The following is a 15,961-nucleotide window of genomic DNA, read 5'->3' as shown; positions in this document are numbered from 1 at the left end:
CGTCGAAACGGTGCGCCGGCGGTCCGGCGCGAGAATTCTCAGGCTGCTGTCGCACTCGGCGGTGCCCGAAGGACCTCGTAGTCACCGCCCTCTCGGACGCCGATTATGGCCCACTCGTACTCCGGGTCGGTCCGACGGAGATGTCGGCGAAGTTCGGACGCTCGGTCGCTCCACGTTACGAAACAGCGTAACTCGCCGTCGTCCGGAGTCGTCTCTGAGTCGGTCAGGGCCGTGACGCGAACGACCCGCCACTTCCGTTCGGCTCGGAACTCCTCGCCGTCACCGGTGACGGTGTAGCCCAAGTCGGAGAAGATGGTCCTCGCCTGTTCGATGGGCGGTGTGCTAACAGTGGCCATCCGTGTGGGCGTAGCACGGAGAAGGTAATAAACTTTCTTGCGCGCTACCGGAGCCGGAGCGTCGGGTCCCGATGCTGAGACGCGAACTCCTCGATTTCGTCGTTCTCGCGGAGTTCCTTGATTCGCTGGCGGGCGGTCTCGTTGTCGATACCCGCGACGGTCTGGGCCACCCGCAACACCTTCGGTTGGGGGACGCCCCGCTCCTCCGTGACCGCCTCGCGCTGGTCGCCCTCCGCCTCGGTGACCTCCCGCTGTATCACCGCTATCACGTCGCGGATGTCGCCGCTGTCGGAAATCGATTCGTGCCAGTCGGCCGGATAGGCGCTGAGTCGGCCGTCACCGAGGTCGTAGAGTCGCTCGCCCTCCTCCCACTCCTCGCTGTCGGTCACTCGCTCGTCCATCACGTCGAGATCGACGTCGAAGTAGACGGCGTCGGCGTACGCTGCGAGCAGGTCGCGGCCGACTCCCCGTCCCTCGTCGCGGTGGTGGGCCTCGACGAACTGGACGAACTCGTGTAGCGTGAGCGTCTCGCTGTGGCTGTCGAGTTCCTCGACTACCTCCTCTCGTACGTCGGTCATGGGGGACGTTAGGGAATTGCTCCCAAAAGTCGAGTGGCCGTCTCACTCGTGGGCCGCGTCCCACTCGGTCGGCTTCCGGACGTTCCCGCAGACGTTGCACTCGATGCGACCCATCGGGTCCATCGCGTTGTCGATTCGCTCGCAGTTGCCACAGAGGTAGCCGTACCGGTTCTCGCGGGCCTCGTCGCCGTAGACGACGAAGAACGGACCCTTCGACCCGCGGTCGCCCTCGTCGCGGGCCACGTACACCGTCCGGCCGTCTGTCGTCGTGGTCGCGTCCATTACCGCCGAGTAGGCGGTCCGGGCGTTTAGGCGTACTGACCTCGCCTCGACGGAATCGTCCCGAAGGAGTCATACCGTGGCGCTCGCAACGCCGAACAAATGGCTCCCCGTCTCGTCCACTACTCCGACGTGGAGAACGTCTACGACACCCCCGAGCGCGCCGGGCGACTCGCCGGCCTCCTCGAAGACCTCGACGGCGAGGACGCCCTTCTCGCGGGATCCGGAGACGACACCTCGCCGGGCGTCCTCGCGCTGGTCGAAGACGGCGCGCAGGCGCTCGACTTCTTCGACGCGGTCGAACCCGACGTGGAGACGTTCGGCAACCACGAGTTCGACCACGGCCTCGCCGCGCTCCGCGACCTCGTCGCCGACTCGCCCCAGACGTGGGTCAGCGCGAACGTCTGGGCCGACCGGGACGCCGACGAGCGGTTCGCCGCGGACGCGGGCGTCGTCCCCGCGACGGTCCTCGAAGCCGACGGCGCGACGGTCGGCGTCGTCGGCGTCACCACCGAGCGAACCGGGTCGATAAACCCCGAGGCGACTGCCGTCGAGTTCGCCGACCCCATCGAGGCGGCCCGCGACGCGCTGGCCGACCTCGACGCCGACTACCGGGTCGTCCTCTCGCACCTCGGCCGGCGCGACGAGGAGTTGGCCCGCGCGGTCGATGCCGACGCCATCCTCGGCGGCCACGTCCCGACCGAGCGACGCGACCGCATCGACGGTACCCTGCTCACCCGGCCCGGCGATGGCGGGTCGGTCGTCCTCGAAATCGACCTCGCTACCGGCGAAGTGACGCGCCACAGCGTCGCGGACGCGCCGCTCCACGAGGGCGTCGCCGACGCGATGCGCACGAGACTCGCCGAGACCGGCCTGAACGAGGTGGTCGGCACCGTCGAGGAACCCATCGACCGCGCGGAGACGACGCTGTTCGGCGGCGAGTCCCGACTCGGAAACCTCGTCGCCGACGCCTACCGCCAGGAGACCGGTGCCGACGTGGGTCTCCAGAACAGCGGCGGCGTCCGGACCGGCGACCCCCTGGAAGGGGAGATTACCGCGGCGGACCTCGTGAGCGTCACCCCCTTCGAGGAGCGCGTGGTCGTCGCCGAGGTGCCCGGAGACGCCCTCCGAGAGGCTTTCGAGTGGGCCGCCAGTCCAGACCTCGGTTTCGCGGAATCGGGCTGGTGGCACGCGCAGATCAGCGGCGCGACGGTCGCGTGGGACCCCGACGCTCACCGCGTCGAGTCCGTCGAAGTCGGCGGCGAACCGGTCGCCGACGACCGGAGTTACACGGTCGCGCTCTCGGATTACGTCCTCCACACCGACGACGAGTTCCCCTCGCTCCGGGAGTCTCAGCGCGTCGAGCGTTGGGGAATCCAATACGAGGTGCTGGTCGAGTACGCCCGCGAGACCGGCGTCGCGCCCGAAATCGAGGGTCGAATCGCGGAAGTTAGCGACGCGGAACGACCGGAAGTAACCGAGAGGTAGAAGGGGACGGGCGGCGTCTCCGGGGACGTGACTCGCGTCGTCGTCCCCGTCAGGTATCCGCTCACAGAACACTCCAAGCGGACGCTCGCGGAGGCCGTCCGCGTCGCCGAGGAGCGCGACGCGACGCTCACCGTCCTGCACGTCAACCTCTATCAACGCGGGCGAGAGGTGTCGCGCTCCGAGTTGAAGCGCGCGGTCGAATCGGAGTTCGGCCGAGTGGCTCGCTCGCGGTACGTCGTCCGCGAGGGGTTCCTCGTCGAGGAGACCATCCTCGAAGAGGTCGCGGCGGAGGAGGCCGACGTGGTGGTCATCGGTCACAAGCAGGTCGGCCGCTGGCGACGCATGCTCCGGAAACTGACCTCCGACCCCGACGTCGCGGGATACCTCCGGGAGAAACTCGACGCCGAAATCCTCACGGTCGGCGGGGAGTAGCGGTTCGCCTCGGTCGGCCGGAAGGACCTCCGTTTTGACGGGATATCAGTCCGGCGAGTCGAACTCCTCGGGCGGGGGCGAGCGTTCGTTCTCGTCGTCCGGCGGGGCCGGAGATTCGGTCTCGGCGTCGCGCCGCGCCCGACGCTCGCCTTCCGAACCTCGACGCCCGCCTTCCGAAATCTCCACGCTCGCCGTGCCGCTGGTCTCGTCGAACACGAGGTGCTGGTGGGGATACGCGATCTCCACGTCCGCGTCTTCGATTCCCGACCAGATGCGCTCGTTTATCTTCGACGTGACGCGGGGCAGGTAGTAGGGGTCTTTCACCCAGTAGCGCAGGTCCAGCAGGACGCCGTGGTCGGCGAACTCCTTGACGTAACTCACCGGCGCGGAGGGGTAGCGCGCGCTCCCGATGCGGATGTCCGGCCCGCCCTCCACGACCTCGGTGGTCTCGCGGGCCGCCCGCTCCATGATGGCGCGGGCCTGCTCGACGTTGCCCTCGTAGGTCACGAGCAGTTCCAGCGAGAGGCGCGACCGGGTGTCCTCCGCCGAGTAGTTGATGACGTCCCTGTCGCGCATGTTCGAGTTCGGAATCACGAGGAAGGTGTTTTCGAGCGTGAAAATCTTGGTGTACCGGAGCGTGATGTCCTCGACGTAGCCCCGCTGGTCGCGGTCCACGAGCTTTATCATGTCGCCGACTTCGTAGGGCTGGTCGGCCAACAGGAACAGGCCGTTGATGACGCTCCCGATGATGGGCGCGAGGACGAGACCCAACACGGCGGAGAACACCGTGACCGACAGCAGGATGTCGCCCGGTCTGAACCCGACTTGGTTCGCCGCGACCGACGCCGCGAAGACCATCAGGATGGCTCGAATCCCGCTGAGAACCGTCTTCGTCAGACTCGGGCGTTGGAACCGCCGAGCGACGGGTCGGCCGAGGAACCGTATCAGGAGTCGGCTCCCGTACCACGCGACCACGAGTATCAGCGCGGCCGTCAGGTAGTTCTCGCCGGGGAGACTCCTGTAGGTCTCCAAGAACCGCTCGATAGCCTCGGCGACCGTGACCATGACACCAACCTTTCCCGGAGTTGGCAAAACGCTTTCGCCCGAGGGAGCGCGGGTCGCTCGCGGCCCCTCGGTCGGCCGCCACACTCTCGCCGCCGGACGGTGCCCGACGACGAACAGCCTCGGGCGACCCCGCAAAGACCTAAGGGCCGCTTTCGCGTACGTGTCTCCATGAGTAGAGAACCGCGGTCGGTAGGCGCTTCGTTCGAAATCGACGCTCACGACCTTCAGGAGACGGTCGTCGCCGGGTTCTCGCAGTCCGGGCTGGCGGGCCTGACGGCGGTGGACTATCTCGTGGACCACTTGGAATTCGAGCAAGTCGGCCACATCACGGCCGACCAACTCCCGGCCATCACGCCCTTCGAGAACGGCCAGCCGCGCCACCACACCCGCGTCTTCTCTCACGAAGGCGCGGGCCTATCGGTCCTCGTCGGCGAGTTGTTCGTTCCGGCGTGGGCCGCACAGACGTTCAGTGAGGCCGTATTGGAGTGGACCGAAGCCGAGGGCATCGAGGAGGTCGCGGTCCTCCACGGCGTCACGATTCCCCACGCGCCCGAGGAACACGAGGTGTTCTACGTCGCCACCGAGGACTACCGCGAGCGTCGCCTTGCCGACACCGAGATTCAGGCGATGGGACGCGGATTCCTCGACGGGATGAACGCCGAACTCGTGGCCCGTGGGATGGAGTCGGACCTCCGGACCGCGACGCTCCTCACGCCGGTCCACGCCCAAGCCCCGGACGTCGAGGCCGCGATTCGGCTCCTCGACGCGACCCAGCGCATCTACGACCTCGACGTGGACACCGGCCCGCTGGAGGAGTTCGCCGCGGAAATACAGGGGTACTACGAGGGGCTCGCCGAACGACTCACCGAGAGCGCCGAGACCGAAGGTCCGGAAGGCCGGATGTACATGTGAGAAAACCTTTTGCCAGCGGAGGGCCGCCTGCGGCGGCCCGGAGCGCAGGAAAAGGTTGATCAAAAACACTGCGTCACCCCCTCAGAACGCCTCCGGCGCTTCTTCGAGGGTTCCTTGGTCCGCTCGCTCGTCGCGTCGCGCTCTCGCTCCTCGCTCGCGGTCGTCTGGTAGTTCTACCGCACCGTCTGCTGGTGTGTACTCCATCGTCTGCTGGTTCGCGTCGCCTGTCCCGAGAGTTTATAAATGAGGCCGGGGCGAACTCGTGGCGTGCCGACCTGCCGCGTCGTCCTCGGACTCGCCAGTATCCTCGCTCGGATGTCTCAGCGACTGTTAGACCGTTTTCCCGCTGGAGCTACGCGAAGGATGAAACTCGTTTTCGGAAATCGGTGCTACTCGAAATCGGATAAATCATTTACCCTTCGAGAGTATGGCTTCCTACATGAGTTCAGACGACCTCTACGCGACGATGGAGCAGGTCGGCGACCGGTTCGACCTCGGGGAGTACGAAATCGACGCCTATCTCACCGTGCTGGAACACGGCGACCTGACCGCGAGCCAGATAGCCGACCGCACCGACATCCCGCAACCGCGGGTCTACGACACCGTGCGGAGCCTCAGCGACCGCGGACTGGTCGAGTTGCGCGAGTCCCGACCGATGAAGGTCATCGCAGTGGACCCCGACGAGGCCTTCTCGGGCATCCAGTCGTCGCTGATGGACATGGTGTCGGAACTCGAAGCGCGATACACCGCGCCCGCCAGAGAGACCGAGGCCGTCTCGCTGGTCAAGTCGCGCTCGACCATCCTCCGGTACCTCGAAGAGGTCATCACCGAGGCCGAGTTCGAACTCGCGCTGTCGCTCACGCCGGACCTGCTGAAGCGGTTCAGCGACGAGTTGAGCGCGGTGGTCGATTCGGGCGTCAGCGTCGAACTGCTGGTCACGCCCGCCTCGGAAGCGCCCGACCCCGCGGAGTTCGACTACCTCGACGTGGCGACGACCGCCCGCGCTCGCCGCGGCATCACCACGCCCGTCATCGCGGTCGCGGACGGCGAGTACTCCATCTACGCCACTCAAGACGCCCTGCGCGACGACGAGGACCGCTACGGCGTCATCTTCAACCGCTCGGCGCTGGGCTTTCTCGTCTCCGGGTTCTTCGGCACCGTCCTCTGGACCACCGCCGAGCGCACTCTCGCGGCCGACGGCGAGGACCGCCCGTTCCCCCGCCGGTACGCCTCCATCCGGCGCTGCGTGAAGGAGTTGCAGGAACTCGGCGGCGACTTCTACGCCACCATCGAGGGCCGGGACATCGAGACCGGTTCGTCCCGAATCGTGGAGGGCGAAGTCGTCGGCTTCTCGTTCGAGGCTGGCGAGCGCGTCGCCGGGATGAAGATAGAGACCGACGACGGCGTGGTCACGGTCGGCGGGCAGGTCGCGGCGCTCGAAGACGTCGAAGCACACGAAATCCGCATCGGACGCGACAGTCCGCCGGCGCGGTAACGGCCGAATACTCCCGTCCGCTCGTCGCCGAACGGCCGTCTGTGACCGGAAGCGCGCGACCGTCCACTACTCGAACGTGTAGAGTCGCGCGTCGCAGTTCGCGCAGGCCAGTACGTCGTCGGGCGCGTCGGGTTGAGTCCCGCCCGGCCCGCCACAGCAGTCCACTTCGGTCGTCTCTTCGACGGGGCCGTCGCAGACCGGGCAGGCGCGCAGGAGCGTCCGGAGCGGCCCGGCGGCCTGCGCTCGGCGCGACGCGTCGAGGTCGGTCTCCGCGGCCAGCGCCCGGACCGCGGCGGTCTCCGCGACGGCGACGGGCCAGGTCAGCCAACTCTCCGCGGCGGGGTCGCCGCTCCCGTCGGAGACGACGAACCACCGGTCGTCGTCGCCGGTCCAGTTGCCCGACTCCACCACGTCCACGACCGCGCCCTCGGGACCGACCTCCCGGAGCGCGGCCGCGAGTCCGTCGTCGTCGCGCGCTCGGAGGGTCTCCATCTCCGCGCGCCACGCCTCGCGGAACGCTTCGTCGAGCGCGACCGACTCGTCGTCGGTGACGACCACGCCGCGTTCGAGCAGCGCCGAGAGGACCGCTTCTCCCGCGTCTGCGTCGGTTTCGTCGCCGAGCGACCCCGAGGCGTCCGGGGCGGACTCCGACGGCTTCGACTCGTCCGGAGCCTCGGATTCGCCCCCGGCGTCCGGGTCGTCCGGTGCGTCGGAGGTGTCGGCGGCGTCCGGCGCGTCGGACGCGTCCGACGCGCCGAGCGTCCGCGACGCGCGGTCGGGAGCGGGGTCGCCGTGGTCGAAGAGGTCGCCGGGGAGAGACGAGACCAGCTTCGGCGCGAATCTCGGTGTGTAGGGGACCAGATACCCGCGGAGGGCGATAGCGGCCGCGCCGACGGCTCCGAGCAACGCCGCGAGCGCCCGCGAGCGTCGGCGCGCGACGACCGCGGCAGCGGCGACGAGTAACGCGGCGTTGACGGCGGTACACGGCCAGCACCGGCGGTCGCCGGTGTGCGAGGGGTCCCGGAGTCGGTCGTAGAGGGAGTCCATGGCCGACGTTTCGGGACCGGGAGGCTTCGGTTTTCCGGACGCGGCGTCGCTTTCGTTCCGGAACGTTCTGCTCCTCCCCACACGGTTTTGTCGGGCCTCGCCGTAGCCCACGCCGTGCCAGACACAGACATGGAGTACACGACGCTCGGTGACACCGGCCTCGAAGTCTCGCGGTTCTGCCTCGGCTGTATGAACTTCGGGAGCGACCGCGAGTGGATGATAAGCGACGAGGAGAAGAGCCACGAGATAATCGACCGCGCCATCGACCTCGGCATCAACTTCCTCGACACCGCCAACGTCTACTCGCGCGGCGAGAGCGAGGACATCGTGGGCGACGCCATCGCGGAGTACGACCGCGAGGAGTTGGTAATTGCGACGAAGGTGTACGGGCCGATGGGCGAGGGACCGAACAAGCAGGGTCTCTCGCGCAAGCACATTCTCGACCAGGTCGAAGGGAGCCTCGACCGCCTCGACACCGACTACATCGACCTCTACCAGATTCACCGCTGGGACGACTCGACGCCCATCGAGGAGACGCTTCACGCGCTCGACCACCTCGTCGAGACCGGGAAGGTCCGGTACATCGGGGCCTCCACCATGGCGGCGTGGCAGTTCACGAAGGCGCTCTACGAGAGCGACCTGAACGACTACGCCCGGTTTTCCTGCATGCAGCCCCAGTACAACCTCGTGGACCGCCAAGAGGAGGAGAACGTCTTGCCGGTCTGCGCCGAGGAGGGAGTCGGCGTCATCCCGTGGAGTCCGCTCGGCGGCGGGTTCCTGACCGGCAAGTACGACAGGGACGGCGACCCCGACGAGGGCCGGGCCGCGACCGACGAACACACCCACGAGCGGTTCACCGACGAGAACTGGCAGGTGTTGGACGCGGTGCGGGAGGTCGCCGACGAGAAGGACGCGACGCCCGCGCAGGTCAGCCTCGCGTGGCTCCTCCACAAGGACGTGGTGGACGCGCCGATAATCGGGCCGCGGAGCATCGACCACCTCGAAGAGAACGTCGGCGCACTCGACGTCTCGCTCGACGACGCTGAGATGGACCGACTCGAAGCGCCGTTAGAGCCTGCTTGGTCTCGCGTTATCGCGGACCTGTAGACCGACGAATCGTCCGCGAACCGGCTCTTTCGGGGGCGATTCGGTGTCGGCCCAGCGACACCTCGGACTCGTTTTGACGGACCGCCCACACACCGGGATGCGAAGCCGACGCCCTCACGGAAAGCCGACCTTACTGTTGACAGTCCACAACTACAACCGTAGTTACTATCACAAGGATATAAATGGTGAAACGTGGTCATTCGCCTTGGAATGGTTGACAGTAGTTCACACGAGTCCGACGGTCGGGACGGGAGCGTCTCACGCCGGAACTTCGTGCGAGCAGTGGGGGCATCGGGCGCGGCGGCAGGACTCGCCGGTTGCGTCGGTGGGGGTGACCCGGAGCAAACCGACACGAGCGGGACGATAGGGAACGTGGACAATCAGGGGCAGAAGACGACGCTCCAGTGGGCCACCGACCCCGACTTCCAAGGGGCGACGTGGAACAAGGAGCTACAACCGATTCTGTACAACAACGGCCTGTCGAAGGACATCGAGGTCAACGTCCTCGCCGGCCCGTCGGTGACCGACAACCGCCGGGCCCAGTACCAGCAGTGGCTCGCAGCGGGACGGAACAAACCCGACCTCCTCTACATGGACAGCGGGTGGACGATTCCGTTCATCGTTCGCAACCAGTTGCTCAACCTGAGTCAGGCCGGGAACTTCGGCCAGGAGTACATGCAGCAGCTCGAAAACGAGTACTTCGAGGCGAGCGTCTCCACCGCGAAGGGGCCGAACGGCGACCTGTTCGCGGTGCCGATGTTCCCCGACTTCCCGACGATGCAGTACAACAAGAAGTACCTGCAGAACGCGGGCTTCGGGCAGTCGGACTTCGACACGTGGGCCACCGACTCGATGACGTGGCAGAAGTTCTCGCAGGTCACGAATCAGGCCCTACAGAACAACGACCTTCAGTACGGCTACACGTTCCAAGCGAACGCCTACGAGGGACTGTCGTGCTGTGACTTCAACGAGTTCATGTCGAGTTGGGGCGGGGCGTACTTCGGCAACCCCGAGAAGTACCTCTTCGGTCCGGTCGGCGACCGACCCATCACCGTGAACGAGCCGCAGGTGGTCAACGCCATCAAGATGGTCCGGACGTTCATCCACGGCTCGAACGCCAAAAACACCCTGAGCCGGTATCAGGGCAACATCGCGCCGCCCGCGGTAATGCAGTGGACCGAGGAACCCTCGCGCAAGCCGTTCACGAACGGCGACGCCGCGATGCACCGCAACTGGCCCTACGCCATCAACATCAGTGGCTCGGAGGACAACCTCGGAAAGGACCTCGGCGTGATGCCGATTCCGTACGCCAAGACCAAACAGGAAGCCAAGTATCCGATGACGGGCGGTCCGGTCGCGGCGCTCGGTGGCTGGCACAACGCGGTCAACCCCAACTCGAAGAACCCCGAGGCGGCCATCGAGGTCCTCAAAGCGATGATGAGCGACGAGTTCAAGTACAAGCTCTTCGAGGTGCTGGGCTTCCTCCCGCCGGAGCCGAAACTGCTGACCTCCCAGCGGGCCAAGGAGGTGCCCGTGATGGGCCGGTACCTCGAACCGCTCCGCGTCGCCGGCGAGAACGCGATTCCCCGCCCGGTCACGCCGGTCTGGCCCGCGGAGTCCGCCAAAATCGCCCAGCAGGTCAACGGCGCGTTCAGCAAGGGCGGTAACCCCTCGAAGGCGATGACGCAGCTTCAGGCACAACTCGAAGCCATCGAATCGAGCGCGTAGACGTACACACACAGTCACCAATCCCACAGATTTTTTATGTCAACGACTGACGAAGGGGTCCGTGAATCTAAGCGGTCGGGACCGTACGTCGCGGCAGTCCGCTGGATGGAGAACCTCAGCGACACCCAGTTCGCGTACCTGCTGTTGACGCCGGTGCTGCTGTTGCTCGGCCTCATCGCGTTCTGGCCGCTGCTGAGCACGTTCCGGATGTCGCTGTACGCCGACAACCTCGTCGGGAGCGCCGCGCTCGGAGAGTTCGTGGGGCTGGAGAACTACGTCGCGCTGTTGACCGGCGAGCGCGACGCGCTGTTGGTGAGGCCGTTCTTCGACCCGGCGACGCCGTTCCGGAGCGCGCTGACGGTGACGCTCATCTTCACCGTCACCAGCGTCTTCTTCGAGACCGTCGTCGGGTTCGGGCAGGCGCTGGTGCTGGACCAGGACTTCCGGGGCCGACGGTGGATTCGGGTCGCCATCATCATCCCGTGGGCGGTCCCCATCGTGATTCAGGGAATGATCTTCTTCCTGCTGTTCCAGCCCAACATCGGGTTCCTCGTGGACCCGCTCCAGCAGTTGGGCATCTTCACGGCGACGCCGCTGTCGAACCCCGTGGACTCGCTCATCATCCTCGTGGTCGCGGACGTGTGGAAGACCTCGGCGTTCATGGCGCTCATCATCCTCGCGGGACTCCAGAGCGTCGATCGGAGCCTCTACGACGTGGGGAGGGTCGCCGGCGCGTCGAAGTACCAGCAGTTCAGGATGATCACGCTACCGCTCGTCCTGCCGTCGGTGCTGGTCGCGATGCTGTTCCGCACCATCGGCGCGATGCGAGTCTACGGTCTCATCGAGACGGTCGTCGGCTGTAACACGGTGCCGTCGCTGTCGTGTCTCGTCGTCACGACCTTCCGCGGGTCGCGGATGTACGGGACTTCGGCCGCCATCGCGTTCATCACGGCGGGTCTCATCGGTATCGTGGTCTCGGTGTACATCGTCAAGTACGCGGACACGGAGACGGGAGGCTAACGATGGCTACGGAAACTGATTCCAGCAAAGGTGCGTTCTCGCGGTGGGCAGACTCGGCGATTCAGAATCCGGGGAAGGTGTATCGGGCGATGTTCTACGTCGCCATGATATTCTTCCTGTTCACGACGCTGTTCCCGTTCTACTGGCTGTTGGTGCTGGCGCTCACGCCGAACGAGGCCATCACCAGCTTCGGCTTCCCGCCGGTGCCCCACGGGTTCAACCCCGAGGCGTTCGTGGAGGTGTTCACGACGGTGCCGTTCCACCTCTACATGTTCAACAGCTTCGTGCTCGGCATCGCCACGACCGCCATCGTGCTGGTACTGGCGAGTCTCGCGGGCTACGTGTTCGGCAGGCTCGACTTTCCGGGGAAGGGCGCGCTGATGTTGCTGATACTGGCGGTGTCGTACTTCCCGCCAGCAGCGTTCATCATCCCGCTCTTCCGGCTGTTCACGGGGAACGTCTCGCTGTTGGGCGTGTCGAGTCCGAACCTGTTCAACACGCCGTTCGCCATGATACTGCCGTTCAGCGCGCTGTTCATGCCGCTGTCGATATTCATCCTCTCGACGTTCTACGGCCAGATTCCGGACGGGCTGGAGGACGCCGCGCGAATCGAGGGGACGACGAGACTCGGCGCGCTGTTCCGGGTCATCATGCCCCTGTCGGCTCCGGGAGTCGCCACCGCGGGCGTGTTGACGTTCATCTCGGTGTACAACGAGTTCTTCTTCTCGTTCCTGATGACCTCGGGGGAGGCCCGGAGTTGGGCCCCCATCGTCTGGGGCATCCTGAGCTACCAGGGCCAGTACACCCAACTGTACAACCTCATGGCGGCCGCGAGCATCGTCGGGGTCCTGCCCGTCGCCATCCTCGTCGTCGTCGCACAAGAGAAAATCGTCAGCGGACTCACCGCAGGAGCGCTCAAGGAGTGATACACAATGGGTAAAGTCATCTTGGACGACGTCACGAAACGCTACGCGGACGTAACGGCAGTGGACAACATGAACCTCGACATCGAGGACGGCGAGTTCGTCACGTTGGTCGGTCCCTCCGGTTGTGGGAAGTCCACGACGCTGGAGACCATCGCCGGACTGACGATGCCCACGTCCGGCACCATCACTATCGCGGAACGCGATGTGACGAACCTGCCGCCGAAGGACCGGGGGATAGCGATGGTGTTCCAGAACATCGCGCTGTTCCCGCACATGGACGTCTACGACAACATCAGCTTCGGGTTGCGACTGCGCGACTACCCCAAAGACGAGATAGACCGCCGAGTGGACCGCGCATCCGATATCGTCCAACTGGAGGGAATGCTCGACCGGATGCCCGACGAGATGTCGGGCGGCCAGCGCCAGCGCGTCGCCATCGCGCGAGCCATCGTCCGGGAACCGGAAGTGTTCCTGATGGACGAACCCCTGGCGAATCTCGACGCCAAGCTGCGGGTCCACATGCGGACGGAACTCCAGCGCCTCCACAAGGAACTGGATACCACCATCATCTACGTCACGCACGACCAAGCGGAGGCGATGACGATGTCCGATCGCATCGCCATCATCGACGGCGGCGAACTCCAGCAGATCGCCCCGCCGCTGGTCTGCTACAACGAACCGGCTAACCTCTTCGTCGCCGGCTTCATCGGCTCGCCCTCCATGAATCTCGTCGAGGGCGAACTGACCGCGGCGGGTCTCTCGACGCCCGATTTCGACGTGGACTTCGACGTGACCCAGCTGTCCGGCGTCACCGAGGGCGACCACGTGACGCTCGGGGTCCGTCCCGAAGACGTCTACCTCCGCGAGGAGGGCCGGGAGATCGCCAACCCGACCCAGCCGATACAGGCCCGGACCGACGTGCTGGAGCCGATGGGCGACGAGATATTCGTCTATCTGCTGACCGGCGACGTCGCCGAACCCCAGATGGAGACCGAGGGCGACGAGGCCGAGATGCCCCAGAACCAACTCCTGATGAGCATCGACCCCTCGTCTGACATCGAGGGCGAACAGGACGTGGAGGTCGTCCTCGACCGCGAGCGCGTCCACCTCTTCGACACCCAGACCGGCGAGGCCATCAGTCACAGCCTCGAGTTCGGGATGGCCGGACCGAGCGCGACCGAGACCGAAGCGGAGGGCGACGACTGATGGTCACGACGCTCGGATGGCTCTACCTCGTCGGCGGGACGCTCCTGTTCTTCTTCTGGGCGTACGGCATCGTGTCGTTCGTCCTCGACTGCAAGAACAAGTTCCTCCCCGCGATTCGGGCGTTCGTGGTGAACCGCCGGAGACGGAAGGAAGAATCCGAGCGCGAGAGCGAGCGCGAAGAGACCGAGCGCCAGTTGTACTGATGTGGCGGTCAGACGGAGGACGAACTGTGCGGGACGCTCGCGGAACGTGTCCGGAAACGCCACTTCTCCGTGCGTTGACGGACCGCCGAACAGAAAAGCCTAACAACGATTCACGGTTGGCTACCACTAGTAACTATGTCTACTACGAATGAGCCGGTCCGGGTCGGATTCGTCGGCTTGGGGAACATCGGTCACTACCACGCCGACCGTCTCGTCGACCTGGACGGCCTCGATATCGTGGGCGGCGTCGATATCAACCCGGACGCACGAGCGCGCTTCGCCGAGAAGTACGGCGTCGAGTCCTACGAGAGCTACGAGGACCTCTACAGCGCGGCGGTGGACGCGGTCGTCGTCACCACGCCGAACAAGTTCCACGAGGAGTACGCCGTCGCGGCCCTCCGGAGCGGACTCGACGTACTGCTCGAAAAGCCCCTCGCCCACTCGCTCGAAAGCGCCGAGCGCATCGCCGAGGCGGCCCACAACGCCGAGGGCTTCTGCATGGTCGGGTTCCACAACCGCTTCCGGAACCCGGTCGAGGTCGTGAAGAGCTATCAGGAGGAGGGGCGGTTCGGCCGCACTCGCCACGTCGAGGCGAACTTCATCCGCCGGCGCGGGATTCCGGGCCGCGGGTCGTGGTTCACCAACAGCGAGATAGCCGGCGGCGGCGCGCTCATCGACATCGGCGTCCACGCCATCGACCTCTCGATGTACTTCCACGACTTCCCGAAGGTGCAGGAGGTCTCGGGCACGATTCGCTCGCAATTCGGCTCGCGCGACGACTACGCCTACCTCGAAATGTGGGGCGAGGACACCCAGTCGGGCGAATTCTCGGTGGACGACTCGGTGAGCGCGTTCATCCGATGCGAGGGGGGCAAGACCATCGCACTGGAGGTCGCGTGGGCCGCCAACCGCTCGCCCAACGAGGAGTACATCGTCCGCGGGACGGAAGCCGGCGCGACTTTCGACAAGGGCGACGACACCCTGACCATCCACGAGACGGGCCGACAGGGGACCGACCACTTCTCGGACTCGGAGATTCAGACCCGCCACGAGGACCCGCACAAGGCCGAACAGCGCATCTTCTTCGAGGCGGTCCGCGACGGCGTGGCCCCGACGATGAACACGGTCGAGCAGGCGCTGGAGGTCCAGCGCATCATCGACGCTATCTACCGCTCCCACGAGGAAGAGCGCGCGATTCAGCTCGGGTAGAGCCGAAGCTGTCCCGTTCGTAGCATTCTACGGCTATCGTGTAACCGAATAGACGCGCTTTAGAGACCTCTACTGATTTCTCCGGGACGTCGCTACAGCCCGAACGCCCCGGTCTCGACCGCGAACTCGGCCGCCAGCGGGCGGGCCGCCCGGTCGAAGCGAGACGTCGAGTAGGAGGTAGCCATGTCGTACGCTCGTCAACGAACTGTAATAAAGCTTCGTCGGGGAGAATCCGACGCGTTCGAGGGTCGCACGCGACCGGCGAAAGCACAACGCCGAAACCCCGCCGCGGCGAACGGGGGAGCATGTACGAAGTCGAAGTGAAGGTCCCGGCCGACCACGCCGAGGTCCGCGAGCGACTCGACGCGCTCGGTGCCGACCCGGTGAACGCGGTCGAACAGGAGGACACCTACTACGACGCGCCCCACCGCGAGTTCGCCGAGACCGACGAGGCGCTTCGCGTCCGTCGGGAATCGCCCGAAGACGCCGACTCGTTCGCGGAACTCACCTACAAGGGACCGCTCGTGGAGGCCGAGTCGAAGACCCGCCGCGAAGTCGAGACCGAAGTCGCGGAGGGCGAGGCCGCAGGCGACATCCTCGCGGCGCTCGGGTTCGACCCCGCTGCGACCGTCCGGAAGGAGCGCGAGCGGTTCGCGCTCGACGGCTACACCGTCACGCTCGACGCGGTGAACGGGTTGGGCGAGTTCGTGGAAATCGAGACCGAAGTGGCCGACGAGGACGCGGTCGAGGCGGCGCGCGAGGAGGCGTTCGAGATTCTGCGGGAGTTGGAGTTGGACCCCGAGGACCAGATTCGGACCTCGTATCTGGGACTGCTGTTGGAAGCGGAGTCGGAGCCGTAGTCGCAACGTTTGCGGAAACCGCTAATCGTCGCGTTCCGACGCCTCGGACC

18 protein-coding genes are annotated in these 15,961 nt (G+C 65.9%); 12 read left to right on the top strand and 6 right to left on the bottom strand.

Annotation, left to right across the window (positions count from 1 at the left end; all coding sequences use genetic code 11):
- Nucleotides 1-38: 38 nt before the first annotated feature.
- From M0R88_RS17830 to M0R88_RS17820, 3 genes are read right to left on the bottom strand one after another with little or no spacing between them, the layout of a single operon-like run.
- A complete protein-coding gene (locus tag M0R88_RS17830) occupies nucleotides 39-356 on the bottom strand; it encodes a DUF7116 family protein (RefSeq protein ID WP_248654767.1) in 318 nt (105 codons plus the stop codon).
- Nucleotides 357-400: 44 nt separating this feature from the next.
- Nucleotides 401-934 carry a hypothetical protein gene (locus M0R88_RS17825; protein ID WP_248654766.1) on the bottom strand — a complete coding sequence of 178 codons (534 nt, stop codon included), beginning with the start codon at nucleotides 932-934 and terminating at the stop codon, nucleotides 401-403.
- A 42-nt stretch (nucleotides 935-976) separates the two neighbouring features.
- A complete protein-coding gene (locus tag M0R88_RS17820; protein WP_248654765.1) occupies nucleotides 977-1,216 on the bottom strand; it encodes a DUF5816 domain-containing protein in 240 nt (79 codons plus the stop codon).
- A 99-nt stretch (nucleotides 1,217-1,315) separates the two neighbouring features.
- Here M0R88_RS17820 and M0R88_RS17815 point away from each other — a divergent pair, with 99 nt between their 5' ends.
- Together M0R88_RS17815 and M0R88_RS17810 are read left to right on the top strand one after the other, a co-directional pair.
- On the top strand, nucleotides 1,316-2,701 hold the full coding sequence (locus M0R88_RS17815) for a bifunctional metallophosphatase/5'-nucleotidase (protein WP_248654764.1): 1,386 nt from the start codon (nucleotides 1,316-1,318) through the stop codon (nucleotides 2,699-2,701).
- 27 nt (nucleotides 2,702-2,728) lie between these two features.
- Nucleotides 2,729-3,133: a universal stress protein gene (locus M0R88_RS17810; protein ID WP_248654763.1), complete on the top strand. Its 405-nt coding sequence runs from the start codon at nucleotides 2,729-2,731 to the stop codon at nucleotides 3,131-3,133.
- 45 nt (nucleotides 3,134-3,178) lie between these two features.
- Here the strand turns inward: M0R88_RS17810 and M0R88_RS17805 are convergent, their stop codons facing one another.
- Complete coding sequence (locus M0R88_RS17805) at nucleotides 3,179-4,198, bottom strand: mechanosensitive ion channel family protein (protein WP_248654762.1); 1,020 nt, start codon at nucleotides 4,196-4,198, stop codon at nucleotides 3,179-3,181.
- Between the two features lie 168 nt (nucleotides 4,199-4,366).
- Here M0R88_RS17805 and M0R88_RS17800 point away from each other — a divergent pair, with 168 nt between their 5' ends.
- Nucleotides 4,367-5,110 (top strand): proteasome assembly chaperone family protein, encoded by a 744-nt coding sequence (locus M0R88_RS17800; RefSeq protein WP_248654761.1) that lies wholly within the window; start codon nucleotides 4,367-4,369, stop codon nucleotides 5,108-5,110.
- 81 nt (nucleotides 5,111-5,191) lie between these two features.
- Here M0R88_RS17800 and M0R88_RS18695 read toward each other — a convergent pair whose 3' ends face one another.
- Nucleotides 5,192-5,314, bottom strand: coding sequence for a hypothetical protein (locus M0R88_RS18695; protein WP_256468571.1), 123 nt, complete (start codon nucleotides 5,312-5,314; stop codon nucleotides 5,192-5,194).
- Between the two features lie 235 nt (nucleotides 5,315-5,549).
- Between M0R88_RS18695 and trmB the strand changes: the two genes are divergently transcribed.
- A complete protein-coding gene (gene trmB / locus M0R88_RS17795; protein WP_248654760.1) occupies nucleotides 5,550-6,605 on the top strand; it encodes an HTH-type sugar sensing transcriptional regulator TrmB in 1,056 nt (351 codons plus the stop codon).
- A 66-nt stretch (nucleotides 6,606-6,671) separates the two neighbouring features.
- Here the strand turns inward: trmB and M0R88_RS17790 are convergent, their stop codons facing one another.
- The gene (locus tag M0R88_RS17790; RefSeq protein WP_248654759.1) at nucleotides 6,672-7,652 is read right to left on the bottom strand and encodes a DUF8054 domain-containing protein; all 981 of its coding nucleotides are present in this window, start codon (nucleotides 7,650-7,652) and stop codon (nucleotides 6,672-6,674) included.
- Between the two features lie 129 nt (nucleotides 7,653-7,781).
- On the opposite strand from M0R88_RS17790, the gene M0R88_RS17785 reads away from it, so the two are divergent.
- The 8 genes from M0R88_RS17785 to cyaB all read left to right on the top strand — a co-directional run bounded on the left by M0R88_RS17785 (nucleotide 7,782) and on the right by cyaB (nucleotide 15,911).
- Nucleotides 7,782-8,759, top strand: coding sequence for an aldo/keto reductase (locus M0R88_RS17785; protein WP_368409397.1), 978 nt, complete (start codon nucleotides 7,782-7,784; stop codon nucleotides 8,757-8,759).
- 273 nt (nucleotides 8,760-9,032) lie between these two features.
- Nucleotides 9,033-10,487: an extracellular solute-binding protein gene (locus M0R88_RS17780; protein ID WP_368409396.1), complete on the top strand. Its 1,455-nt coding sequence runs from the start codon at nucleotides 9,033-9,035 to the stop codon at nucleotides 10,485-10,487.
- A gap of 36 nt (nucleotides 10,488-10,523) precedes the next feature.
- Nucleotides 10,524-11,507: a carbohydrate ABC transporter permease gene (locus tag M0R88_RS17775; RefSeq protein ID WP_248654756.1), complete on the top strand. Its 984-nt coding sequence runs from the start codon at nucleotides 10,524-10,526 to the stop codon at nucleotides 11,505-11,507.
- 2 nt (nucleotides 11,508-11,509) lie between these two features.
- Nucleotides 11,510-12,433, top strand: a complete 924-nt coding sequence (locus tag M0R88_RS17770) for a carbohydrate ABC transporter permease (RefSeq protein WP_248654755.1) — start codon at nucleotides 11,510-11,512, stop codon at nucleotides 12,431-12,433.
- Between the two features lie 6 nt (nucleotides 12,434-12,439).
- Entirely contained in the window at nucleotides 12,440-13,639 is a 1,200-nt protein-coding gene (locus M0R88_RS17765; RefSeq protein WP_248654754.1) for an ABC transporter ATP-binding protein, read from the top strand.
- A complete protein-coding gene (locus M0R88_RS17760) occupies nucleotides 13,639-13,842 on the top strand; it encodes a DUF8005 family protein (protein WP_248654753.1) in 204 nt (67 codons plus the stop codon). Before M0R88_RS17765 ends, M0R88_RS17760 begins: the two co-directional genes overlap by 1 nt.
- 135 nt (nucleotides 13,843-13,977) lie before the next feature.
- Nucleotides 13,978-15,051, top strand: coding sequence for a Gfo/Idh/MocA family protein (locus M0R88_RS17755; RefSeq protein WP_248654752.1), 1,074 nt, complete (start codon nucleotides 13,978-13,980; stop codon nucleotides 15,049-15,051).
- Between the two features lie 305 nt (nucleotides 15,052-15,356).
- Complete coding sequence (gene cyaB / locus M0R88_RS17750; RefSeq protein ID WP_248654751.1) at nucleotides 15,357-15,911, top strand: class IV adenylate cyclase; 555 nt, start codon at nucleotides 15,357-15,359, stop codon at nucleotides 15,909-15,911.
- Nucleotides 15,912-15,961: the final 50 nt, after the last annotated feature.

It is taken from the genome of Halorussus gelatinilyticus (assembly GCF_023238445.1).
Taxonomy (GTDB): Archaea; Halobacteriota; Halobacteria; order Halobacteriales; family Haladaptataceae; genus Halorussus; species Halorussus gelatinilyticus.
Note: the sequence above shows the minus strand (reverse complement) of the source record. Positions and strands in the feature narration are given on the sequence as shown.